We start from the raw sequence: 22,657 nt of genomic DNA, 5'->3' as shown, positions 1-22,657 counted from the left end.
TACCGCATGCTCGGCACCGTCAGCGATGCGGAGGACATCCTCCAGGACGCCTGGCTCAAGTGGTCCCAGACCGACCGGAGCGAGGTCCGGCACCCCAAGGCGTACCTCGTGCGCACGGTCACCAACCTGGCGCTGAACCGGCTCACTTCGGCCGCCGTCACCCGCGAGGCATACGTCGGCCCCTGGCTACCCGAACCCTGGCTCACCACTCCAGACATCGCCGAGGAGGCGGAGTTGGCCGACACCGTCGCCATGGCGATGCTGGTCGTCCTGGAAACCCTCAGCCCCGTCGAACGGGCCGTGTTCCTGCTGCGCGAGGTCTTCGGCTACAGCCACGCGGAGATCGCCGAGGTCCTCGAACGCCCCGAGCCGACGATCCGTCAGATCGCCCACCGGGCACGGGAGCACGTCCAGGCGCGCCGCCCCCGGTACGACACCGACGCGGAGCAGCGCTCCCTGGTGACCCGCCGTTTCATCGCCGCCTGCCAGGGCGGCGACCTCAACGCCGTGATGGAGCTGCTCGCCCCCGACGTGACCGCCTGGTCGGACGGCGGCGGCAAGGTCACCGCCGCCCGCCGGCCGTTGCACACCCGCGACCATGTGGCGCGGTGGATGCTCGGCGTCCTCGCCAAGCCCGGCCTGGAAGCCCTGGAGGCCCGGTCCGCGTCCCTCAACGGCGAGCAGGGCCTGCTTTTCAGCGTGGGCGGCCACCCGGTGGGCGCGCTGACCTTCGATCTGCTGGACGGACGCATCCACCAACTGCGCTTCCAGGTCAACCCCGACAAGCTGGACGGTCTGCGGCCCGGTCACGGCGACTGACCGGGCCGGGGCCGCGGGCCGTATGCCTCAGTTCCCTCAGTGCCCTCAGTGCGCGTTCTCCGTCGGGCGCAGGTTCCTCGGGATCCACGCCCACACCATCGCGGCGGCGGCAAGCGCGAGACCCGCGGCGACCAGGAAGGCCGGGGTCACGGCCGTGCTGTAGGCGTGCGAGACGGTGTCAAGCAGCGCCTTGCCGGCCGGGCCGCCTATCTCGTCGGCCACGTGCGCCGCTTCACCTACGGAGTCACGCACCTTGTCGGCGCCCGGCCCGGTCAGATCGAGCGACGGCAGGTTGGCCGTGTACAGGACGGTGGCGAGGCTGCCGAGGATGGCCACGCCCATGGCCGCGCCCAGTTCGTAGCAGGTCTCCTCGATCGCGGCCGCGCCGCCGACGTCGTCGATGGGTGCGGCGGCCATGAGAGTCACGGACGCCACCGTGGTGGCCACTCCGACGCCGAGGCCGAGCACCGCCAGGGCGACGCCGAAGGCCGGGTAGCCCACCTCGGCGAACTGCTGGACGACCCAGGGCAGCACGAGCCCCGCCGCCATCGCGACCAGTCCGGCGCCCATCACATGCCGGATGGGGAAGCGCTGCATCAGCGCGGGTGTGGTCATCGAGGTGACGATCAGGCCGAGCGGCGCGGGCAGCAGCCGCAGACCGGCCTGAAGCGGTGTGTACCCCTGTGCGTACTGGAACCACTGCGTCACCAGGAAGAGCACCGCACCCATGCCGACCATGCCGAGGAAGATGGCGGTTGCGGCGAGGCTGAAGGACCGGTTGGCGAAGAGCCGGACCTGGAGAAGGGGAACCTCCAGGCGGAGCTGGCGGCGTACGAACACGGTCAGGGCGAGCGCCGCGACGGCCAGCAGGATCCACGGCACCGGGTCGCCGACGCCGCTCTTGCCGAGCTGCTTGATCCCGCCCGCGAGGGCGAGCATGCCGACGATCGACTGCCCCACGCCCCACCAGTCCCACTTGCCGCTCCGCGCGGAGCGCGACTCGGGCAGGAACCACAGCCCGAACCCGATCACCAGCGCCGCGACGGGGATGTTGAGCAGGAACGCCGACTGCCAGCCGTGGTCCTGGACGAGCAGGCCGCCGATGATCGGCCCGAGGGCCATACCGCCGCCGAGAACCGCGGCCCACACGGCGTACGCGAACGCCCTTTCGCGCGCGTCCGTGAAGACGTCCCGCAGGATCGACAGCGTGGACGGCATGATCGCGGCGCCACCGACGCCGAGCAGGGCCCGCGCGCCGATGACGTGCCAGGCCGCGGTGGCGAACACGGCCAGCAGCGAGGCCAGCGCGAAGATGCCGAACCCGACCAGGAGCAGGCGCTTGCGCCCCCAGCGGTCACCGAGGCCACCGGCGGTGACGAGCAGGCCCGAGAGGGCCAGGGCGTAGACGTCGATGATCCAGAGCTGCTCGACCGAGCCGGGCTGGAGGTCCGCCACCAGCGACGGGAAGGCCACGTTGAGGATCGTGGTGTCCATCGCGATCAGCAGAAGGCTCCCGGAGAGGATCGTCAGGACGATCCAGCGCCGGGGATCCAGGCGTTCGGTGAGGTCGGCGGCGGGCCGGGAGACAGGGGCGTACATGGGTGTTCCGTTCGGAGCTGTTCGAAGCGGTTCGTTCGAAGTGCCGTACCGGCCTGTGAGGTGTTGCCCAGGCGATACGGGCGAGGGGACGCTGTTGTCAGGGCGAGGCGTCCGGCGGTTCCGCGCCGTTGCGGAACACGGTGCTGACCAGGCGGCGGATCTCCCGGTGCCCGAGGTGACCGTCACGGACGCCCTCGGCGGCCGCGTCGAGCAGTCCCCACAGCATGTACCAGATCCAGTACGGCGGCAGGTCGCCGCGGAGACGCCCGAGCCGCTGTCCGAGGGTCACGAAACGCAGGGCGCGCTGGTCGTGCCGCTCCAGGCCGGCCCGGAAGACGGGGTCCGCGAGGACGAGGCCGTCGTGGGCGGTGAAGCCGTACAGGTCCACGGCGGGCGCGAGATCCGCGATCAGCCGTTCGAGTGCAGCGTCGAACACCGCCGCGTCCGCGTCGTCCGGCAGGTCGGTCGCGGCCAGCCGTTCGTCGATGACGTCGATGGCCCGCGCCGCGACGGCTCTGATCAGCACTTCCCGGGTCGGGTAGCGCCTGCTCAGCGTCGCGCGACTGATGCCGACGCCAGTGGCGACCTGGACCAGCGAGGCACCGCGATTGTCCGCGAGTACGCGCGCTGCCGCGTCGAGCAGCGCTTCATCTTTCAGCATGACGATCCTCCCATGCCTCACATGATACAAATCTGTCTCACATGGTGCAAACTTTGCTCACTAAAGTGGCCCTCGCGGCCCTCAGGCTCCACACCCCCGCCAAGTCGGCGACACTTGCCCTCCCCCCGACACCCGGAGAAGGGATTACGGTGACGCCTCCCCACGAGCACGGCGACCGGCCTTCGGCGGCGGCTTTCGAGGCGGCGACCGGCGACGGGCCCGCGCCGACGGAGCCGCCCGCCCTACGGGAGGCCGCGGTACGGGTCGCCTTCGAGGGGCTGCGACAGATCCGGCGCCTGATGAACACCGAGCACCCCGACCCGCTCTCCGCGCCCGCCGCCTGGGAGCGGAACCAGATGGTGCGCGCGGTCGCCCTGGCACTGGAGGCCGCGGGCATTCCACCGTCGGCCGTGGACACCGCCGGAGAGCGGACCGCGACGGGCTACCGCGTGGGCCCGGCCGATCAGCCTGGAGTCGTACGCGTGGAGTGGCTGGGTCCGGCAGGGGGCGGCGCGCCCCAGGAGGAACCCGAGGCGCTGCGCCGGTGCGCGGACGCACTGCGGCCGCTGGGCTGGGAGGCGCTGGAATACCGGGGAGCGCGCCGCCACCGCCACCTGGAGGTCGAAGCGGCGATCTGACCCCCGCCGCCGCACACCACCACATCAACCACCACAACACCCTCCCCCTCAACCACCCCTCACCTCTCACGCTCCCCTCCCCTACCTTCCTCGCGCCCATCAGTCGCCCCTCGTCCACACGGACCCCTATCCATTTGAATATCCAACCCACTCCGCTATGGTGAGTCCAGATTTCCAACTCACTGGGCTCCGGACCGGACGGCCTTCCATGACTCCCGAGAGAAGACACGCATGCGCAACACCACGGCACTCGTGACCGGCGCAAACCGAGGACTGGGGCGTGCGTTCGCCCTCGCCCTGCTGGAGCGGGGCGCCAAGACCGTCTACGCGGCGGCGCGCGATCCGCACACGGTGACCGACCCGGGTCTCACCCCGGTCGCACTCGACATCACCGACCCCACTCAGGTCGCCGCAGCCGCCGAACTCTGCTCCGACACCTCCCTTCTCCTCAACAACGCGGGGATTCTGAGCGGGAGTTCCCTGATCGGCACGGACTCACTCGAAGGGGCGAGGGCGGAGCTGGAGACCAACCTGTTCGGCACCCTCGCGATGTGCCGCGCCTTCGCCCCCGTACTCGCCGACAACGGTGGCGGCGCCGTGGTCAACATGCTCTCCGTACTGTCGTGGCACACCCTCCCGCAGATCGGTTCGTACGGTGTCTCCAAGGCGGCCGCACTGTCGATGACCAACGCGATACGCGAAGAGCTGCGCCCGCAGGGCACGTTGACCGTCGCCGTACACGCGGCCTTCATCGACACCGACATGGCGGCGGGCGTCGACCAGCCGAAGACGAGCCCCGTCGACGTCGCCCACCAGGTGCTCGACGCGGTCGAGGCGGGCCGGGAGGAAGTGCTCGCCGACGAGATCACCCGCCAGGTCAAGGCCGCGCTCTCGGGGGTTCCGCATGCCGCGCACTGAACTCCGCTCCAAGGGCAGCCCCATGGCCGTCCTCGTGGCCGCCTGCCTCGGTCTGTTCACCGTCTTCCTCCAGACCACGCAGACCATCGGCACCCTCAGCGCGGTCCAGGACGACCTCGACATCGCCCCCGCCGACCTCGTCTGGGTGCCCAGCATGTACACCCTGGTCGTCGCCTCCTTCGTCCTCGGCGCCGGCGCCCTCTCGGACCGGTGGGGCCGCAGAAGGGTCTTCCTGGCCGGTGCCGTGGCGATGGGCGCGGGAGGACTGGTCCTGGTCCTCGCGTCCAGCCTGCCGACGGTCCTGGTCGGCCAGGCCCTCGCGGGCCTCGGCGGGGCGCTCATCACGCCGAGCTCGCTCGCGCTGGTCAGCCACGCCTTCCCCGACCCGCGCCGCCGCGCGGGCGCCATCTCCGCCTGGGCCGCGGCCTCGGGGCTCGGCCTGGCCATCGGCCCCGTCACAGCCGGGCTCGCACTGCGATGGTGGACCTGGCACGCGGCCTTCTGGCTGAACCTCGCACTCGGCGCCCTGGCCGTCCTCGTGGCGCTGACCCGGGTGGAGGAGTCACGCGTCCCCGGCGGCCGCCCCGACTGGGCCGGCCAGGTACTCGGCACGGCCGGACTCGCCCTGCTCATCTACTGGTTGATAGACGGCGGCCACCACGGCTACGGCTCCGCCCGCGCACTCTCCTCGCTCGCCGGAGCAGTCGCACTCCTCGGCACCTTCATCGCCGTGGAACTCCGTCGCGACCGTCCCATGGTCGACCTGCGCCTGATGCGCGACCCGTCCTACAGCGCCTCCCTGCTGCTCGCAGCCACCGTCCTCTTCGGCTTCGTCGGGATCTCACTGCTGCAAGTCCTGTGGCTCCAGCAGGTACGCGGACTGAGCGCCCTGGAGGTGGGCGTCCAACTCCTGGCAGAATTCGGCACCTTCATCGCCGCGTCGGTAGCGGCGGGCATCCTCGTACGCAAGTGGGGTCCCCGGCCGCTGATCATCACTGGGCTCCTCCTGGCCGCCCTCGGCGCGGCGCTCTTCGCCACCGTCGAGCCGGGCGACACCTTCAGCGGGTACGCCGCCGCCCTCGTCGTCTTCGGCCTCGGCTGCGGACTGGCCAACGCGCCCTCCACCGCGCTCGGCGTCAGCCATGTCCCGCGCGGCCGCGAGGGCGAGGCGAGCGGCACGGTCAATGCGGCCCGCCAGGTCGGCGCGGTCCTGGGCACCAGCATCCTGGGCACCCTGATGACCTCCCGCTTCACGGACCGGCTGGCAGCAGGCGCCAACAACCCGGGCGCGGCCTTCACGGACGCCGTGGGCCACGCCGCGTGGACCGGGGCGACCGTACTCGTCGCCGGGACCCTGACGGGCGCCGCATTGCTGGCCCTCGCGGGCCGCCGAGCGGGCGTGGCGGCGTACGAGGTCGCCCGCTAAAGCCTGCCGGGCCGGGCGGGGGCTCTGCTCGGAGGGGCGAGGCGGAGTGGCTGCTCTGCAGAGCACTACGCAGCGCGGCCACGTTAGCGGCGCACGGCGGCGCGCTAAACCGCCTCACCCCCGCCGGTCCAGCCTGCGCGATGGTCTGGCCGGCAGTGGCCCCCGCTTCGGGTAACTGCCGGCCGGCGCCTCACCGGTGGGACAGCCCGCGGTCGATGGCCGCCATCAGCTCGCCGTTCGCGGTGTCGCCGTCCAGCGACCAGACCATGGACCCGCCCAGCCCCCGGCCGCGTATGTACGCGGTCTTGGTCCGCAGCACCTGCGGATCGTCGTACGTCCACAGCGTCGTGCCGTCGAAGAGCCACGCGGACCCGGCCCTGCGGTCGCGGTAGAGCTTGTACGCCCCGGAGTCAGCCAGCTCCTTGAGCGCCTTGTAGTCCTCGTAACCCGCTTGCCAGGTGGCGGGAGCGGGACCTGCCGCCGGCTGATGGAGGCCGTCGCCGCCACCTGCCACACCGGTCCAGCCCTGCCCGTAGAACGGTATGCCCATGACGAGTTTGCGCGCGGGCGCACCGCGCCTGAGCCACGCGTCGACCGTTCCGTCCACGCTGAAGTCGTCGCGGGCGTAGAGAGCCGACTGCTGGTTGGTGGTGGGCTCGCCGGAGACGTGGAAGTCGTATCCCTGGAGGTTGACGAAGTCGAAGTCCCGCATGATCTTGGGTACTTCGAAACCCGCGTCGATCTTGGCGGGCGCGGTCGGCACGAACGCCGAGAGCTCATAGTACTTACGCGACTTCTGCGATCGCGCGTACGCGTCGAGCTGCGTCCGGAACTCGTGCGCCAGCGCCGTGAAGTTCCGCTTGTCCTCCGGCCGGAACACCGTGTCCGTGTCTCCCGCCGAGCCGGGCCACTCCCAGTCGATGTCGACCCCGTCGAACAGCCCTGCCGCCGCACCCGCTCCGCCGCGCGCCCCGTCCACCGGCAGATTGCCCTTGACGTAGAGGTCGATGCAGGAGGAGACGAACGCCTTGCGCGATTCCGGGGTACGGGCAGCGTCCGAGAAGTGCGTGGACCAGCTCCAACCTCCCAGCGAGATCATGACTTTGAGTCCGGGGTGCTTGGCCTTGAGCTCGCGCAGCTGATTGAAGTTGCCCGCGAGAGGCTGCTCAACGGTGTCCGCCGTACCGTCGACGGAGCTCGCCGCGTCCAGCGGCCGGACATAGTCGGCCCACGCGTCCGCCTCACCCGGCACATTGCCGGTGAAGCACTTGCCGTCGGCCGAGACGTTCCCGAAGGCGTAGTTGACATGGGTCAGCCTGCCGGCGGCACCGCTGGTGTCCAGGTCCTTGACCTGGAAGTTCCGCCCGTAGACGCCCCATTGAGTGAAGTAGCCGACCTTCTTGTACGAGGCACCTTGACCGGAGCCGTGTTCGGCGGCCCGTTCCGTGCTCTGTCCATCGCGGGCCGACGCCACCGGGGCGATCGCCGCCAGGAGGGCGAGGGCGCAGCCAGTGACGGCCGCTCTGCCGAGAAGTCTTCGACGCATGAGGCTCTCTTCTGTACGTACGTATGCGGATGGATTCGCCTGCCGAAAGGCGCGCGGACGGTGCCCGAGGGTGCGAAGAGACATGCGGTGCGCGTACGCCGGCGACGCTATTGGTCTGGACCATCAAGGGTCAAGAGGGGGCACCCGCAGCTCCTGCGCCGGGACTTGTCCGAGCCCGGCCCCCGAGGCAATTCCGGCCACTCACCTTGACATGGCAACCACATGTCTTAGTTTCAGCCAGAACATTGCCGCCGCACCTCAGCCGGGGGGCTCGTGTGACATTCAGGTTCTCGCGTACGTCGTTCCGTCTCACCCGCCTCAGACCACGTGTTCTCGTCCTCCTCGCCACAGCGACGACGACCGCCGCGCTGCTGCCGCTGGTCACCCCGAGCGACGCGGCCGTCCCCGGCCGCCCGGCCTCCCCTGTGATCGACCCCAACGCGTCTCCGATGTCTCCCCACCACGGAGTGGCACCCGCCGACGCCATGCGCCCCACCGCCCCCGTCCTGGCCGAGTCCGGCTGGAGCGTCACGACGAGCGGCACTTCCCTCACCATCGACATGCACCGCACCGACATCGTCTCCGCGCTCGTCTACCAACCGCGCAGGACCGGCGGCGGCAGCCGCGTCACCGAGTACGCCATCCGTCTCAGTACGGACGGGCGGCGCTGGACCAAACCCGTCGCCACCGGAACCCTGGCTGACGACACCACCGCCAAGACCCTCAACTTCGCCGCCCAGGGCACCCGTTACGTACGTCTCTCGGCTACGACACCGGCCGCTGGTCGCGTCGGCTGGGCCGCCGGAACGGAGCGGACATCCCCCAGCTCCCCGCCCGCGTCCCCCGCCTCCCGAGCCGATGTCCAACTCCTGGGTGACCCCGGCCTCGCGGCGCCGTCCACCACCTTCCTGCCGGTCGACGGCTGGACGGCCTCCGCGACCGATGAGGAGACGGCCCAGGGGAACGACCGCGCCGCCAACGTCCTGGACGGTGATCCCAGCACCCTGTGGCACAGCAGATGGTCACCGAAGACCGTACGGCTCCCGCACGCCCTCGTCATCGACATGCACCGCACGACCGCCGTCTCCGCACTCACCTATCAGCCGCGCCAGACCGGCGTGAACGGCCGCATCGGCACCTATGCCGTCTCCACCAGCCTCGACGGCGCCTCGTTCGACGCACCGGTCGCGAGCGGCCACTGGAAGGACGACGCGACCGTGAAGACCGCCACCTTCACCCGCACCGTCTCCGCGCGGTACATACGACTCGTCGCCCTCAGCGAGGCAGGGCAGCGCGGCCTCTGGAGCTCCGCCGCCGAGATCCGGCTCAGCGGCCCGAGCGACCCCTCCGTGTCGGGCTCCTGGGGTCCGGTCACCGGTTTCCCCTTGGTACCGGTCGCCACGGCCGTCCTGCCCGGCAACAAACTGCTGGCCTGGTCGGCGTACGCCGTCGACCGATACGGCGGCAGCAACGGCTACACCCAGACCGCCGTCATGGACCTCACCACCGGCCGCGTGACCCAGCGTCGTGTCGACAACACCGGGCACGACATGTTCTGCCCCGGCATCGCCATGCTCGCCGACGGGCGGGTGCTGGTCACGGGCGGCAGCAACGCGTCGCGCGCGAGCATCTATGACCCGCGCACGGACACCTGGTCCTCGACGGCCGACATGAACATCGCGCGCGGCTACCAGGCGATGACGCTGCTCTCCAACGGTGACGCTTTCGTCCTCGGCGGGTCCTGGAGCGGCGGGGGCGGACCCAAGGACGGCGAAGTGTGGTCGGCCACCACCCACACCTGGCGCAGACTCCCGGGCGTGCCGGTCGAGAGTGCCATGACCGCCGACCCCGCCGGCGCCTACCGGGCCGACAACCACATGTGGCTGCACGCCACCTCCCAGGGGCGCGTCCTCCAGCTCGGCCCCAGCAAGCAGATGAACTGGATCACCACCGACGGCAACGGCAGCATCACTCCCGCCGGCACACGGGCCGACAGCCAGGACGCCATGAACGGCAACGCCATCTCGTACGACATCGGCAAGCTGCTCACCCTGGGCGGCGCGCCCGCCTACCAGGACACCCCCGCCACCCGCCGCGCCTACACGGTCGACCTCAACGGGGGCGGACGGCCCACGGCGACCCGCACCGGCGACATGGCCGCCGCCCGCGCGTTCAGCAACAGCGTGGTGATGCCGGACGGAAAGGTCGCGGTCTTCGGCGGCCAGGAGACCCCGGTTCCGTTCAGCGACGCCACGTCGGTCATGACCCCGGAGATCTGGGATCCGGTCACCGGCCGCTTCACACCGCTCGCCACGATGGCGGTCCCCCGCAACTACCACAGCACCGCGAACCTGCTGCCCGACGGGCGGATCTTCTCGGGTGGCGGCGGGCTCTGTGGCAACTGCGCGACCAATCACCTGGACGGGGCGATCTTCACCCCGCCCTATCTGCTGAACCCGGACGGCAGCGAGCGGCCCCGGCCCGTGATCACCAGCACCCCACCGACCCATGTGGCGCTCGGCTCGACGCTGCCGGTCACCACTGGGTCGCCCGTCAGCGCCTTCGCCCTGGTCCGCTCGGGGGCCGCGACCCACTCCATCGACAACGACCAGCGGCGCGTGCCGCTGACGTTCCGGCAGGTCGGCGAAGGCTCCTATGACCTCTCCATCCCGAGCGACCCGGGAGTCGCGCTCCCCGGCACGTACCTCCTGTTCGCCCTCAATACAGACGGCGTCCCGAGCCTCGCCAAGGTGATCAGCGTGAGCTGACCCATTCGTCACCCTTCGGGTGTGGGCGGAAGCACAATTGCGCGCCCCGATGAACGAGTCGTACCGGACTCCCGTCTTCCCTGCCGGGCTCCGCAGGCCCCTGCGAGCAGTCGACGTACCCGGTGGGGAAACAGGAGCTGAACACACGTGCCGGCCATCAGTCAGCGGATGCACCTCGTGCTGCTCACCGCATGGACCGTTCTCTGGTTCGTCGTGGTGGAGCCGAACGGCGGTTTCTCCTGGCACTACCTGCGCACCGGCGGGGAGCTGATCTACCAGGGGCCGTCCGGCGACGGCACCGGCGGGCTCAACTTGTACGCCCACCATCCCGAGCTGCAGATGGGGCCGGTCAGCTTTCTGATCGCCGGGCTGTTCAACCCGTTCCCCGACTCGACGGGGCAGTTCCTCGCCGCGGCGCTGATGTCGGTGCTCGGCCTGGTGATCCTGGTCCTGGTCGGCCGCAGCGCCGCCTGGCACTTCCTGGGCACGGGCACCAACCATCAGCGGCTGCGCCAGCGCGTCCTCATCGCGGGACTGGCCTTCATCCCGATGTGGATCGAGGTCTCGGTCCGGTTCGGCCACCTCGACGATGTGCTGGCGCTGTTCTTCACTACCCTCGCCGTGCGGGCCGTCACCCGTGGCAACGCCGCCGGGACGGGCATCTGGCTCGCCCTGGCCATGGACTCCAAACCGACCGCGCTGGGCTTCGCCATGCTGCTCTTCGCGCTGCCCAGAAGGTCGTGGCTGCGGGCCGGGCTGTGGTGCGCGGCGCTCGTCGCCCTGGCCTGGCTGCCGTTCTTCCTCGGCAACGCGGACAGTTTCGCCGCCACCGGATTCGCGATACCCAACCAACCCGCCTCCGCGCTGCGCTGGCTGGGCGTCGGCGATGCCGAGACCCCCGGTTGGGACCGGCCCGCCCAGGCCGCGCTGAGCCTGGCGCTCGGCGGCATCGCGGTCTGGCGCAAACGCTGGACGGCCGTGGTGCTCCTCGGTGCCAACGCCCGCATCGTCCTCGACCCGAGTGTCTACACGTACTACACGGCGTCCGTCCTGCTGGGCACACTGCTCTGGGACGTGATCGGGCAGCGCCGACTGGTGCCGTGGTGGAGCTGGCTCGCGCTGATCGCCTTGTACGGCAGTGTCTTCGTCATCCCGGACGACTCGACACAGGGCCTGATACGTCTCGCGTTCGTGGTGATCTCCACGACGTACGTGCTGGTGTGGCCGCAGCGGGACCGCACACGCAGGCGCGGACACGGGCGGCGCGGACGGCCTCCGGCCACCGCACAGCATTCGTTGCAGAGCTGATCCGACCGCAGCTCCGATTCCGCTGAGGATTCCTCTCCCTGCCATGGCTGCCGCCGGGATCAGGGCGCGGTGGTCGTCGAGCGGGCGGACGCCCTGGGCCGCCGCAAGCGTGCCAGGCCGCGCCTCAGCCTTCCGTGGCCGGCCCTCGGCTCCACCCGCTCGACCCCGACCGGCTCAAGTTCCCTCCCCTTGGGTTCGCTCTGCCTGAGGTCACTCTGCTTGGGCGCACTCTGCTTGGGTTCCGCCGGTCCGGGAGTGGGAGCAGGCCCACGCACCTGGACCGGGCGCGCGGTGACAGCCGCATCGATCGCGGGTCGCCCCCACTCCGGCCTCGGTGCCTGACGGGCCGAGCGGGCGGTGCCCAGGTGCTGGGCGAGATCCATGCGGTACCACAGCACCTCGTCCGGGTCCTGGGCCAGTTGCAGCCGCTCGATGATCTCCCGAGCGGCGGGCGAATCCGGGCCGACCCGGACCGTTTCAGGTCGGAGCCGGCTCAGATACGCCCGCTCATAGGGGTCCGTGACCACCTCTGCCAGATGCGCGGCGTCGAGCGCGGAGGCGATGCCTGCGGCGCGCTCCCAGGGGTCCTCGGTCTGCTGCAGCAGCATGGCGGCGCGGCGGCCGCGCCAGTTGCGCGGCCGCCGGTCCTCGCCCGCGCCCAGTCGGACCAGCGTCTCCTTGGGCAGCTGCCGGTCGTTGAGCAGCTCCGGATACCGAAGGGCCAGGTCGGTCACCTCCTCCGCGAGGTAGAGCCAGACGACAGCCCTATAGCGGTTGAGGTAACACTTGACCGGCGTGAAGTGGCCCCCGCGGGCGAGCCGTGTGAAACGGTGGGCGGGAACGTCGAGCAGCTGCGATGCCTCCGCCGTGCCCACCACACGGACTCGCTCACGCAGCGCTTCCGGGAAGCCTTCGGCCGAACGGATCCGCTCGATCTCTTCCTGGGCGACCCGTGGGCGCGCGCTGAGGTCTTCCCGCACGGTGCGGACATGGCCGAGCTGCACGGCGAGGTCGAATTCGCCGCGTTTCAGCTCCAGTTGCTGGGCCGCTCGGCCCAACGCGGCTGTCTTTCCGCTCACTTCGGCCGTGGTCGTGGTGGTCATGAGGTCCTCCCCCGCGAGTTGCCAATACTCTCGGTGACGACCGTAACCCTCCGTGCAGACATCCCGCTGGGCCTGTGGATAACTTTCGCAAGCGGGACAGTCTGCGCCGTAGAACCGCTGCTCAGAGGCCGGAAACCGGGGGGCCGGGCCGCCGGGCCGCGACGCCGAGGTGCTCACCGACACGATTGACCAGCAGCGTCATCTCGTACGCGATCTGGCCGATGTCGGCCTCGGCGGTGCCCAGCACGCACAGACAACTCCCGTCGCCGGCCGCCGTGACGAAGAGGACCGCTTCGTCGAACTCGACCATCGTCTGTCGCACCCGGCCGGCCCGGAAGTGCCGGCCGGACCCCTTGGCCAGGCTGTGCAGCCCCGAGGACACCGCGGCGAGGTGTTCCGCGTCCTCGCGGGGCAGATCGGCGCTGGCGCCGGTGACCAGACCGTCGTTGGACAGGACGATGGCATGCCGCACGTGCTCGACCCGCTTGGTCAGGTCGTCGAGCAGCCAGTCGAGTTCCTTGTTCAGTGCCATTACAGCCTCACCCCACTCATGCGTTCCCCGTTTCCCCCCAGGTCTGCGGCAAGCCTTACCCATGGTTCGCGTAGGGGCAAGCAGGGCTTCCGGGCGACAACGGCACCGCTCACCCGACGGAGTCGAGCAGCCGGGCGGTGTGAACGCGCCCGGCGTACTCGACGAGGCGGATCAGAACCTCCTTTCCGGAGTCGCGGTCGCGGGCGTCGCACAGCACGACGGGGGTGCCCTGGTCGAGGTCGAGGGCCTGGGAGACCTCATGGGCACCGTAGGCGCGCGAGCCCGCGAAGCAGTTGACGGCGACGACGAACGGGATGCGGCGGTGCTCGAAGTAGTCGACGGCGGGAAAACAGTCCTCCAGGCGGCGTGTGTCGGCCAGGACGACCGCGCCGAGCGTGCCCTGCGACAACTCGTCCCACAGGAACCAGAAGCGGTCCTGTCCAGGGGTACCGAAAAGGTAGAGCGACAGACCCGACCGGATGGTGATGCGGCCGAAGTCCATGGCCACCGTGGTGGTCGTCTTGTGGTCGACGCCATCGGTGTCGTCGACGCTCTCACCCGCCTCGCTGAGCAGTTCTTCGGTGCGCAGGGGCCGAATCTCGCTCACGGCGCCGACGAGGGTGGTCTTGCCGACCCCGAATCCGCCCGCGACCAGTATTTTCAGCGCGAGGGCGGGAGTGGGGTCAGAGTGCTCGGAGGCCATCGATCACTTCTCTCAGGATCTTCTCGTCGGGCAACTGCGCCGGCGGTACGGGCCGGTGCACGCTGATGTGACCGGCTTCGAGGAGGTCGCCGATGAGGACCCGGACGACCCCGACGGGCAGATCCGCGTCGGCGGCCAGTTCGGCGACCGACTGGGTCTCCGTCCGGCACAGGGTGAGCAGGGACCGGTGTTCGGGCCCCAGCAACGACTCCTCGGCGGCGCCCGGCGCGTCGGTCGCCATGGAGACCAGGGCGATGAAGTCGAGCCGGATGCCACCGGCGGCCGGCTCGGTGCGGCCGCCCGTCATGGCGTACGGGCGGACGAGCGGACCCGCGTCGGCGTCGTACCAGCGGTTTCCCACCGGACCCCGGGCGGCCTCCTCGTACTCGGTCATGGGATGTGACGTCCCTCGTCGTCCGGTCAACCAGCGGCCGGCGGCCGCGCGGTGTGCCGGGGCGGGGTGTGCAGATGCTCGCCTACACGCTTGACGAGGCGGGCCATCTCGTAGGCGATGAGCCCGATGTCCGAGGTGAGGCCGCTCAGCACGGCGAGGCAGGAACCGTCCCCGGCCGCGGCGACGAAGAGGAAACCTTCGTCCATCTCGACCATCGTCTGTCGCACACCTCCGGTGTGGAAGTGGCGTCCGGCTCCCTTGGCGAGACTGTGGAACCCCGAGGCGACGGCCGCGAGATGCTCGGCGTCCTCGCGGCTGAGGCCGTTGGACGCGCCGACGGCCAGTCCGTCGTTGGACAGTACGACGGCGTGCCGGACCTCTCCGACCCGCAGGACCAGGTCGTCGAGCAGCCAGTCGACTTCCCCGGCGCGAAGCGGGGAATCGAGCCTCTGGTGGTCGATCATGCATGGTCTCCTTCGCTCGTGTGGTCGTCGCCGCAGGCGCCTTCGACGGTGGAAGGGCCGGTGGTGGTGCGATCGGTATCGGCACCGATCGCACCGGCGCGAGAGGTTGTGCCTTGGGCCACGCCGACACGGGAGACACCTCCATGGGAAGCGCCGCCACGGGCCCAGCCGCCCATGTACGCGGTCATACGGTCCCGGACCAGCTCCGGAGTGCGCGTGTCGGCGGCTTCGTCGGTCGGGGGTTCCTCGGTGGGGGCTTCGCGCAGTTGGGGGGCGAGGCTCGCCTGGCGTACGCGGCGCGGAAGTCCGTCCCCATGGGCGCTGTCGGGAGCGACAGTCCGGGCCCGCTGACGCAGCGTGGCCACACCGGGCGGCGGCGCGGGGACCGTCGCGGGCACGGTCGCCGCGCGCGTGGATGGAGTACCGGGCTGGGCGACGAGGGCGGGGCGCACCGCAGCCGGCGCGGTGGAGGCGACCGTGTTGGGGCTCTCAAGGCGATCGTCGTCTGCCCTTTCGGACAGAGGGCCCGGCGCCGGGGCGAGCGTCCTACGTTGTTCCTGTCCCGCGGCAGTGGGCGCTCGGTCATCGCGCTCTGCGCCGGACCTGGCAAGCGGTACCCGCTCCGCGTCGGGGCCAGAGCGCGTTGCCTGTCGCGCGACGGCCGTGATGGCGCTGTCCAGCAGCGCCGTGGGCAGAAGGACGACGGCAGTGGTGCCGCCGTACGGCGAGGTGCGCAGCTGGACCTTGATGCCGTGCCGTGCGGCAAGTCGGCTGACCACGAAGAGGCCGAGGCGGTCGGTGTCGAAGAGGTGGACGGCTTCAGAGTGTTCGATCCGGTGGTTCGCCTCGTCGAGGCTCTCTCTGCCCATGCCCAGGCCCCGGTCCTCGATCTCCAGGGCGTAGCCGTTGCCGACGGGTTCACCGCTGACGCGCACCTTGGTGTGGGGAGGAGAGAACTGCGCCGCGTTCTCGACGAGTTCGGCCAGCAGATGGGTGAGGTCGGCGACGGCGCCTCCGGTGACGGCCGCCTCGGGAAGCTGGCGCACCTCTACGCGCGCGTAGTCCTCGACTTCGGACACCGCCGCCCGTACGACGCTCGTGAGCGGGACGGGCACGCTCCAGGCGCGCCCGGGGGCGGCCCCGGACAGGATGATCAGGCTCTCCGCGTGGCGGCGCATCCGGGTGGTGAGGTGGTCGAGGCGGAACAGGTCGCCCAGCTCCCCCGGGTCTTCGGCACGGCGTTCCATGTTGTCGAGGAGGTTGAGCTGTCTGTGGACGAGGACCTGACTGCGGCGGGCGAGGTTGACGAAGACCCCCGAGATGCCGCTGGCGAGTTCGGCGCGTTCCACGGCGGCGGCCAGCGCGGCCCGGTGTACGGTGCCGAGCGCCTCCCCGACCTGGCCGATCTCGTCCTCGGACGCCGGGCCCTGGGGTGCTTCGGCCTCGACGTCGAGGTCTTCGCCCGCCCGCAACCGACCCATGGCAGCGGGGAGTTTGCGCCGGGCGATCTCCAGGGCCGTGTTGCGCAGGCTGACCAGTTCGACGACGAGACCGCGGCCGATCCGGACGGAGATGACCAGGGAGGCGGCCACAGCCACCAGTCCGAAGAGGACGGCCGCCCCGGCCGGGGTGAGCAGCCCTCGGGCGAACGGATCGGCCCGGCCCACGACATCGCGCGCGGCACCGGACTCGATGTCGCGCATGCCCTTCTGAACAGTGGTGAGCGAGTCGTCCCAGGAAGCCTCCGGTACGGCCTGGGCCGCGTCGCGTCCGGGCGTCGCGGTCAGCACCTTGTCCTCGGCTGCGCGGAGCGCTGCGTACGCGGGCTGCCCGCTCAGGGTGCGCCAGGCGGCGCGTTCCGCGCCGTCCAGGTCGGCTGCGGCGGCTTCCGTGAGAGTGCGGCGCGAGGCGACGGCACCGGCGAATGCGGTGTGATGGGCAAAGGTGAACGTGCGCGCGAGCTGGGCCGAACTGAGCAGGGCGTCCTCACGGGCGAGCATTTCCGCCGCACGGCTGAACTCGTGGACCACGCGCGCGTCGGAGCCGAGTGAGCCGTCCTTGATACCGGTGAGCGCACCGGTCACGTCGTAGGCGAGAGCGATGGTGTCGGTGTACTGCTGGTAGGCGGCACCCCAGCCCGCCTTCCGGCCAAGGGCGTTCGCCCGCAGGGCCGGCAGTTGCCGGGCGCGGGACACGAACTGCCGCAGCCGGTCGGCCGCGCCGCCGGGAAGGTCGCCGCCGTCCGCGACGGTGTTCTTGTCACCGAGGCGAAGCTCGGCGAGCGCGCCGTCGGTGCGCTTGGCCTGCTGGGTGAACGCGGCCGCACGGTCGTCGGCCGGGGAGGCCAAGTACCTTACCGCCGCTCGCCGTTCAGCCTGGAGCTCAGCGACCGCAGCGGCCACGGGCGTGCGCACCTGCTCGTCGACGCGGCGCAACTGGCGTAGGGCCGAGACGTCCTGCGCGGTCGTGACGGTGGCGAATCCCCAGAGGGCCAGCAGCGAGACGACCGGAACCATCAGCAGAGACACGATCTTGGCCCGGACGGTCGTCGGGCGGAGCCGCCCGCGCACCCCTGGATCCCCCGGCTCCCCTGATTCCGTGCGAGCGCGAACAACTCGCTCATACACCCCTGGACCCTCGATCCGGCCGGCCCCTGCGGAGTGGTCCTCGGCAGCGGGCGGCCCGGCGTGCGCGCGTCGGCCGCGTGCGGGTGAGGGTGACGGGGGAAGCGGCCCAGGGGCGGCGCCCGGGGCCTTGCGGGGTGTGCGCACGGATCGCCTCGCTTACGGGAACGGTTCTGCAAAAAATCTGGGAACGGCTGTTCTGCGAGCGGAACTTCGGGCCATGAGCGGTCGTTGTGGAGAGTGGATGGGCGAGGGGTGAACGGGGCCAGAGGCTCGAATGCGGTCAGGGGGCGATCGCGTCACGAGGGGAAGCCAGCGGCACGTCCACATCAGTGAGTTCGGCGGAACGGTAGGCGCTGCGCTCACCGGCGGTGGGCGAGAGCGCGACGAAGGCGGAGGTGATGAAGAGATAGGAGCCGAGACCGACCGCGAGGGGGAAGATGAACTGCATGGCAGTCGCTCCGGGCAGATCTGCGCCAGACGGGGTGACGTGCACACTCACGGCGATCATGCCGGTGTAGTGCATGCTGCTCACGGCCGCGCCCATGACCAGGGCTGCGACGGCAACAGCGGCAGGCGACTTGATGTTTAGTCCGGCCCACAGGGCTGCGGTGGCGGCGACGACCGCGATGAGCACGGAGAGACCTACGAGCGCGGGGTCGTAGTGGACCTGGCCATGCAGTCGCAGGGCCGCCATGCCGAGGTAATGCATGCTGGCGACGCCGAGGCCGGTTGTGAGGCCGCCCAGCAGTAGGGCCCGGGTTCGGTCCTTGCCGTAGCCGACAGCGAAGACCCCGGCGCCGACGACGAGCATCGCGACGAGGAGGCTGAGGAGGGTGAGTGGCACGTTGTAGCGAATGTCCGTGCCGGTGACGGCGAAGCCGAGCATCGCCACGAAGTGCATGGTCCAGATGCCGGTGCCGATCGCGGACGCCGCCGTGACAAGCCAGTTGCGGCGGGAGCGGCCAGTCGCCGAGAGCGCCCTGACGGTGCAGCGCAGCCCGAGGGCAGCGCCGATACAGGCCATCGCGTACGACAGCACGGGGGTCAGCCAGCCGAAGGCGGCGTGGTCCAGGTGTCCCATGGCCCCGGGACGGTAGTCCGGCCGGGGGCGCACGACTGGGGCGCATTTCGAAAGCTGTTGAAAATTGACACGACTGCACCTCTGAACGATCGTGCCGCGTTCGAACGTGCGCACCGAGGACTTGTTTCAGCCAGACTAGTCAGCGGTGGACCGTTCGCGCCTGTGAGAGATCATGGGCATATGGCCGATGACCACATGCACGTTCAGGAATTCTTCGGAGCTCGGGCAGCGGACTGGGACAGCCGCTTTCCGGACGACGGGCCGGCGTACGCGGCGGCGGTCGCGGAGCTGGGGCTGCGATCCGGAGCCGTCGTACTGGACGCCGGGTGCGGGACGGGACGCGCACTGCCGCCGCTCCGGGACGCGGTGGGACCCGGTGGCACGGTGCTCGGCCTCGACCTGACACCCGAGATGCTGGAAGCGGCGGTACGGGCCGGGCGTGGCCGGGCCGGGTGGCTGGCGCTTGGCGATGTGACCAGGCTGCCGCTGCGAGCCGGGGGGCTGGATGCGGTGTTCGGAGCGGGCCTGATCTCACACCTTCCGGAACCGGAGGCGAATCTCCGGGAGTTGGCGCGGGTGGTGCGGCCGGGTGGACAGTTGGCGCTCTTCCACCCCATCGGACGCGCGGCCCTCGCCGCACGCCAGGGACGGCAGATCACACCGGACGACCTCCGGGCGGAGCCGCAGTTGCGGCCACTGCTCGCGGAGGCGGGCTGGCGGATGGTGTCGTACGTGGACGAGGACGCGCGCTTTCTTGCGATTGCCGTGCGGGAGGGGTGACGGGGGTGGGGGGAGGGAGGGGGGGAGGGGCCCCCGTCCCGTACTGCCTGACGGTTCCGGTCAGGACTGGTAGCGGCCCGCCGCCGGACTGCTGCCGCCTGCCACCGCGTTGATGAAGGCCTGGGGGTTGTCGAACATGATGTTGTGGCCGGCGTTCGGTACGACCTCTATGTGGACGCCCGAGGCGGTGAGTTCTTCGCGGCCGGGGAGGTCGTTGTCGACGTCGCCTACCAGGTAGGTGCGGTCGATCGGCAGGCCCATCAGGAGGTGGCGCATGGTGGGCTGGGTGCCGCGTACCAGGCCGAGGGCGGTGCGGTGCAGCGCGAGCGGGTCGGCGAGCCTCATCGTCGCCGCCCACAGCGGCCCGATGCGGTCGAGGACGGCCGCAAAGCCGCCGCCGTGGACGAAGTCGTCCTCGGTGTATGTGGCGATTCCGCTGCTCCCGGCCGTCGGGGTGGGGTGGGGGTCGAGGTTGGCCTCGGTGAGGACGAGGCGGGACACGAGGTCGGGGCGGCGGGCGGCGAGCACGATGGCCACGGCGCCGCCCATGCTGTGCCCGGCGATGTCGGCTCCGGCGGCGCCCGCCGCGTCGAGTGCGGCGGCGAGGGCGTCGGCGTGCTCCTCCAGGCTGTAGCCGAAGTCGGCCGGGCGGTCGCTGATGCCGTGGCCGGGCAGGTCCACGAACAGTTGCCTGCGGGTGGCGAGGCGGGGGTCGGCGGCGATGTGGGCGTGGTAGACGGTTGATGTCGAGCCGAGGCCGTGTACGTACACGAGTGGCGGCTTGGGGGCGTTCGGGCCGCGTTCGCCACGGCTCGCCTCCGCCTCCGGTCGACCCGTCTCGACCCGCTCCGCCTCAGGCAGTCCCCCCAACTCGGGCAGTCCCTCCGACTCGGTCCAGCGGATCTGACTGCCCTGCTTGTCGAATGCCGTCTGTCGCACGGTTCCGTCCCCCGTTCTGCTCGCGCCCGCCAGGCGCTTCCAGTGCTTGCTCCGGTGCGGCGACTATACATCGACACCGATGTATTACGACACCGATGTACAGCGCTCATACGGCAGAATGCGGGCATGCTTGAGCTCGCCATCCTGGGATTTCTGTACGAAGCGCCGCTGCACGGCTATGAGCTGCGCAAACGGATCACCGCGCTGACCGGGCACGTACGACCTGTTGCCGAGAGCACGCTCTATCCGGCGATCAAGCGGCTGGAGAAGGCGGGGCTACTGGCGCGGGAGACGCAGCCCGGCGCGGTGGCTGCGCCCCGCCACACGCTCACGCTCACCGCCGAGGGCAGGGCGGAGCTGGTGCGGCGGCTCGCGGAACCCGAGCAGGTCGAGATCACGGACGAGAACCGGTGGTTCACGCTGCTCGCGTTTCTGCGGCACCTGCCCGAGCCCGCCCGGCAGGCCGAGGTGCTGCGGCGACGACTGCGCTTCCTTGAGGAGCCCGCGAGCTTCTTCTACGAAGGCGAACGGCCGCTCAGGGCAGAGGAGTTGGACGACCCGTTCCGGCAGGGGATTCTTACCGTGGCCCGGGCCACGAGTGCGGCGGAGTTGAAGTGGCTGCGTGCCACGCTCCGGTCGCTTGGATCACCCGAACCGGGCGGTGCGACCGATACGGCCGACGCAACCGGCGCAACGGGGTCGCGCGGCTCGAACCGCTCGTGAGCCGTTCACGGCACGGCACTCGCCGGCGGTTCACGTCAAACCACCCGCTCCGACCCCTATCTGTCACCAGGTCGTCAACTCTAGCTTGAGAAAGGCACGTTGATTCGCACCAGGCGAGCGCACCCGTAGGGAAGGCGGTCCGGATGTTTCGTATGTTCGGCAAATTCCGGAAGCCGGAACGGCGCGAGCCCGTGCGGCAGCACAACATCTTCGAGGCCGCCGCCACCTACGTCGCGGCCTGCGCGGACGACGACCAGGAGGCGCTCGACGAGGCGGTCGGGTGGGTGTCGCCGGAGGCGATGTCCTTCGGGGTGCAGGAGCTGGCGTGCCGGGCGCTCATCGCGCTGGCGCGGGAGCGCGACGAGTCGCCGCAGGCCGTTGCGCGCTCGCTGATGGGGTTGCCGGTCGCCTGACCCCGTACCGGCTGGGTCGGTGCGGGGTCAGGACACGCGATCTGGGCCGATTCCATGTGATCTCGTCCCATCCCCTCCGATGTCACCCGATCTCTCCGCGCGCCGCGCCCGACCTCTCGCCCTGTCCGGTCCCATCGGTTTCCTTCGCGGCGTCCTCCGGTGCGGCAAACCCTCGACGATCGGGTTACCGACTGGTTATGGTGCGCCGACGAGCGATCCGAAGGGGAGGGTTCCGTGACCGGGACGGACGAGGCCGCGACTGCCACAGCCGCAGCCGACGCGGTCGATGACGACGCGCTGTATGTGCTCACGGCGGTGTTGCTCACGCCCGCGCAGTTCCCCAGCGTGCTCGGTGACGACTTCCCGGAGGCGTGCGCGGCCCTCGGCCTCGAACCGTACCCGGGTGGCTACGGCCTGGTCCTCGGCCAGGACGGGAGCGGTGCCCGTTGGACCGTGGTCATCCACGACGTGTCGCTGGTCGCGGTGGCGATCGCGTCGTGGGACTGCGGGATGGAGTACGACTTGTCTCCGGACGAGCGTACGGTGCTGGCCGCGCTGCCGGGCTGGCCGCTGGAACTCGCCGTCGCCGCGCCCGGAGTGGCGCCGCCGCACGACCCCGAGCCCGAGCCGGACGAAGACGGCACCATGCGGCCGCCGCTCTCACCGCCCGACACGAGCGTGTGGGGCTCGGCGCAACGGCGTCTCGGCGCCGACGAAGTCGCCCTCCAGTGGGCGATGTGGCGCGGTCAGATAGCCGACGGCGACGATGAGGACGAAGGCGAGGCCGACAGCAACGGCGGCGGCGAGGACGCGGAGCCGACGGCGTCCGCAGAATCGGATGACTCTGCCGAACCGTCGGCTTCCGAGACTCCGCAGGAGCCCGACGCCGACACCTCCGCCGCCACTGGCATCCTCAACCTCAACGCGCGCGTAGAGCGAGTCCTCGTCGAGGTACGTCAGTACCTCGACTCCCCTCCCCCGCTCGGGCGTGTCCGGTCGAGCTTCGCGCCGGGTGGAGCGCGTATGTTGCGGGCTGACGGTCCTGGGTGGTCGATGGTCGCCAGGACCGACGACATCGCGTTCGTGCTGCTGGACGACGAGCCGGGCGAGGTGACGCCGGTGGGGCGCGGGCCCAAGTTGCCGGAGCTCCTGGAGGCTTTGGACGCGATCGCCGTACGGCCGTCCTGAGCGACGCCCGCGCGCCCAAAGCCCCCC

General features: G+C 70.6%; 21 protein-coding genes. 10 read left to right on the top strand and 11 right to left on the bottom strand.

Annotated features, from left to right (window positions below):
- Positions 1 to 6 precede the first annotated feature (6 nt).
- Positions 7 to 819: an RNA polymerase sigma factor SigJ gene (gene sigJ, locus OG965_RS34790; RefSeq protein ID WP_371657145.1), complete on the top strand. Its 813-nt coding sequence runs from the start codon at positions 7 to 9 to the stop codon at positions 817 to 819.
- 45 nt (positions 820 to 864) lie between these two features.
- Here sigJ and OG965_RS34785 read toward each other — a convergent pair whose 3' ends face one another.
- Both OG965_RS34785 and OG965_RS34780 read right to left on the bottom strand, forming a co-directional pair.
- Positions 865 to 2,418 carry an MFS transporter gene (locus tag OG965_RS34785; protein ID WP_371656034.1) on the bottom strand — a complete coding sequence of 518 codons (1,554 nt, stop codon included), beginning with the start codon at positions 2,416 to 2,418 and terminating at the stop codon, positions 865 to 867.
- A 97-nt stretch (positions 2,419 to 2,515) separates the two neighbouring features.
- The gene (locus OG965_RS34780) at positions 2,516 to 3,079 is read right to left on the bottom strand and encodes a TetR/AcrR family transcriptional regulator (RefSeq protein WP_371656033.1); all 564 of its coding nucleotides are present in this window, start codon (positions 3,077 to 3,079) and stop codon (positions 2,516 to 2,518) included.
- A gap of 149 nt (positions 3,080 to 3,228) precedes the next feature.
- Here OG965_RS34780 and OG965_RS34775 point away from each other — a divergent pair, with 149 nt between their 5' ends.
- From OG965_RS34775 to OG965_RS34765, 3 genes are all read left to right on the top strand, one after another.
- Entirely contained in the window at positions 3,229 to 3,717 is a 489-nt protein-coding gene (locus OG965_RS34775) for a hypothetical protein (RefSeq protein ID WP_371656032.1), read from the top strand.
- A gap of 231 nt (positions 3,718 to 3,948) precedes the next feature.
- Entirely contained in the window at positions 3,949 to 4,635 is a 687-nt protein-coding gene (locus OG965_RS34770; RefSeq protein ID WP_371656031.1) for an SDR family oxidoreductase, read from the top strand.
- Complete coding sequence (locus OG965_RS34765; RefSeq protein WP_371656030.1) at positions 4,622 to 6,061, top strand: MFS transporter; 1,440 nt, start codon at positions 4,622 to 4,624, stop codon at positions 6,059 to 6,061. The genes OG965_RS34770 and OG965_RS34765 overlap by 14 nt, the downstream gene beginning before the upstream one ends.
- A gap of 190 nt (positions 6,062 to 6,251) precedes the next feature.
- Here OG965_RS34765 and OG965_RS34760 read toward each other — a convergent pair whose 3' ends face one another.
- Positions 6,252 to 7,607, bottom strand: coding sequence for a glycoside hydrolase family 18 protein (locus OG965_RS34760; protein ID WP_371656029.1), 1,356 nt, complete (start codon positions 7,605 to 7,607; stop codon positions 6,252 to 6,254).
- A 275-nt stretch (positions 7,608 to 7,882) separates the two neighbouring features.
- On the opposite strand from OG965_RS34760, the gene OG965_RS34755 reads away from it, so the two are divergent.
- Both OG965_RS34755 and OG965_RS34750 read left to right on the top strand, forming a co-directional pair.
- The gene (locus OG965_RS34755; protein ID WP_371656028.1) at positions 7,883 to 10,375 is read left to right on the top strand and encodes a discoidin domain-containing protein; all 2,493 of its coding nucleotides are present in this window, start codon (positions 7,883 to 7,885) and stop codon (positions 10,373 to 10,375) included.
- A gap of 168 nt (positions 10,376 to 10,543) precedes the next feature.
- Positions 10,544 to 11,683 carry a hypothetical protein gene (locus OG965_RS34750; RefSeq protein ID WP_371657144.1) on the top strand — a complete coding sequence of 380 codons (1,140 nt, stop codon included), beginning with the start codon at positions 10,544 to 10,546 and terminating at the stop codon, positions 11,681 to 11,683.
- Between the two features lie 59 nt (positions 11,684 to 11,742).
- Here the strand turns inward: OG965_RS34750 and OG965_RS34745 are convergent, their stop codons facing one another.
- The 7 genes from OG965_RS34745 to OG965_RS34715 all read right to left on the bottom strand — a co-directional run bounded on the left by OG965_RS34745 (position 11,743) and on the right by OG965_RS34715 (position 18,587).
- A complete protein-coding gene (locus OG965_RS34745) occupies positions 11,743 to 12,786 on the bottom strand; it encodes a DUF6397 family protein (RefSeq protein WP_371656027.1) in 1,044 nt (347 codons plus the stop codon).
- A 121-nt stretch (positions 12,787 to 12,907) separates the two neighbouring features.
- Positions 12,908 to 13,318: a roadblock/LC7 domain-containing protein gene (locus tag OG965_RS34740; protein WP_101391259.1), complete on the bottom strand. Its 411-nt coding sequence runs from the start codon at positions 13,316 to 13,318 to the stop codon at positions 12,908 to 12,910.
- A 109-nt stretch (positions 13,319 to 13,427) separates the two neighbouring features.
- The gene (locus OG965_RS34735) at positions 13,428 to 14,021 is read right to left on the bottom strand and encodes an ATP/GTP-binding protein (protein WP_329403093.1); all 594 of its coding nucleotides are present in this window, start codon (positions 14,019 to 14,021) and stop codon (positions 13,428 to 13,430) included.
- Positions 14,002 to 14,415 (bottom strand): DUF742 domain-containing protein, encoded by a 414-nt coding sequence (locus OG965_RS34730; protein ID WP_371656026.1) that lies wholly within the window; start codon positions 14,413 to 14,415, stop codon positions 14,002 to 14,004. The genes OG965_RS34735 and OG965_RS34730 overlap by 20 nt, the downstream gene beginning before the upstream one ends.
- Before the next feature lie 26 nt (positions 14,416 to 14,441).
- Positions 14,442 to 14,879, bottom strand: a complete 438-nt coding sequence (locus OG965_RS34725) for a roadblock/LC7 domain-containing protein (protein WP_371656025.1) — start codon at positions 14,877 to 14,879, stop codon at positions 14,442 to 14,444.
- Positions 14,876 to 17,650: a nitrate- and nitrite sensing domain-containing protein gene (locus tag OG965_RS34720; RefSeq protein WP_371656024.1), complete on the bottom strand. Its 2,775-nt coding sequence runs from the start codon at positions 17,648 to 17,650 to the stop codon at positions 14,876 to 14,878. Before OG965_RS34720 ends, OG965_RS34725 begins: the two co-directional genes overlap by 4 nt.
- 136 nt (positions 17,651 to 17,786) lie before the next feature.
- Entirely contained in the window at positions 17,787 to 18,587 is an 801-nt protein-coding gene (locus OG965_RS34715) for an MHYT domain-containing protein (protein ID WP_371656023.1), read from the bottom strand.
- Positions 18,588 to 18,767: 180 nt separating this feature from the next.
- On the opposite strand from OG965_RS34715, the gene OG965_RS34710 reads away from it, so the two are divergent.
- Positions 18,768 to 19,367, top strand: a complete 600-nt coding sequence (locus OG965_RS34710; protein ID WP_371656022.1) for a class I SAM-dependent methyltransferase — start codon at positions 18,768 to 18,770, stop codon at positions 19,365 to 19,367.
- A 60-nt stretch (positions 19,368 to 19,427) separates the two neighbouring features.
- Here the strand turns inward: OG965_RS34710 and OG965_RS34705 are convergent, their stop codons facing one another.
- Positions 19,428 to 20,306: an alpha/beta fold hydrolase gene (locus OG965_RS34705; protein WP_371656021.1), complete on the bottom strand. Its 879-nt coding sequence runs from the start codon at positions 20,304 to 20,306 to the stop codon at positions 19,428 to 19,430.
- A gap of 126 nt (positions 20,307 to 20,432) precedes the next feature.
- Here OG965_RS34705 and OG965_RS34700 point away from each other — a divergent pair, with 126 nt between their 5' ends.
- The 3 genes from OG965_RS34700 (at position 20,433) to OG965_RS34690 (ending at position 22,630) form a co-directional block, all read left to right on the top strand.
- Complete coding sequence (locus OG965_RS34700) at positions 20,433 to 21,029, top strand: PadR family transcriptional regulator (protein ID WP_371656020.1); 597 nt, start codon at positions 20,433 to 20,435, stop codon at positions 21,027 to 21,029.
- Positions 21,030 to 21,181: 152 nt separating this feature from the next.
- The gene (locus OG965_RS34695) at positions 21,182 to 21,442 is read left to right on the top strand and encodes a hypothetical protein (protein ID WP_371656019.1); all 261 of its coding nucleotides are present in this window, start codon (positions 21,182 to 21,184) and stop codon (positions 21,440 to 21,442) included.
- A 234-nt stretch (positions 21,443 to 21,676) separates the two neighbouring features.
- Positions 21,677 to 22,630 (top strand): hypothetical protein, encoded by a 954-nt coding sequence (locus OG965_RS34690; RefSeq protein ID WP_371656018.1) that lies wholly within the window; start codon positions 21,677 to 21,679, stop codon positions 22,628 to 22,630.
- The last annotated feature ends 27 nt before the right edge of the window (positions 22,631 to 22,657 follow it).

Origin of the sequence: Streptomyces sp. NBC_00224 (assembly GCF_041435195.1) — a bacterium.
Taxonomy (GTDB): Bacteria; Actinomycetota; Actinomycetes; order Streptomycetales; family Streptomycetaceae; genus Streptomyces.
Note: the sequence above shows the minus strand (reverse complement) of the source record. Positions and strands in the feature narration are given on the sequence as shown.